This is a genomic window from Ruegeria sp. ABV3_008, assembly GCF_056161185.1.
Window position 1 is genome coordinate 1 of the sequence record NZ_JBSWYP010000035.1, and the last position, 651, is coordinate 651.

1 pseudogene is annotated in these 651 nt (G+C 52.1%); it reads right to left on the reverse strand.

The features are described from left to right. Positions 1–651: pseudogene (locus ACXAH8_RS23095) on the reverse strand (IS6 family transposase); the annotation flags it as partial.

Sequence of the window (651 nt, forward strand, 5' to 3'; positions counted from 1 at the left end):
TGTCAACTTGAAGGTGTCTCGGCTGGTCAGCGATCTTTCCTGGTTGAAGTGGTTGTATTCGGAGGAATGGACGGAAGCGAATTTCTGTAAACTTTGCATGTCCCTGAAACGCTTCATCGCGCGTTCACGCCGTCGAAACGGCAGGTGCGAGTTCTCGACGCGGTTATTGAGCCACCTGCCCGTCTGTTGTTTTTCGATAGCACCAAGCTCTCTGAGAGCGGCCCGGTACGATGCGAAGCAATCCGTGACGACGTTTTCCGCTTTACCGTATCGCTTCATCAATTTCCTGAGAAATTTCAGTGCTGCAGCTTTGTTTAGGCGTTTGGTAACAACGGCTTCCAGTACCTCACCTTCATGATCAACAGCCCGCCAGAGGAAACGCCGCTTGCCATTCACCTTCAAGGAACCTCGTCCACGTGCCACTTTCATTTGGAGAACGCGCGCAACTGCCGAACTCGCTTCCGCATTGTCTCAGCAGCAAACATCTGGCCAAACCGGTTCCACCAATATCGAACAGTTTCGTGGCTCACGTCGATGCCTCACTCGTGCAGCAGATCTTCGACATTCCGAAGCGAGAGCGGGAAACGGATGTACAGCATCACCGCAAGACGAATGATTTCGGGACTGGTTTTAAAGTACTTGAAAGAGGCA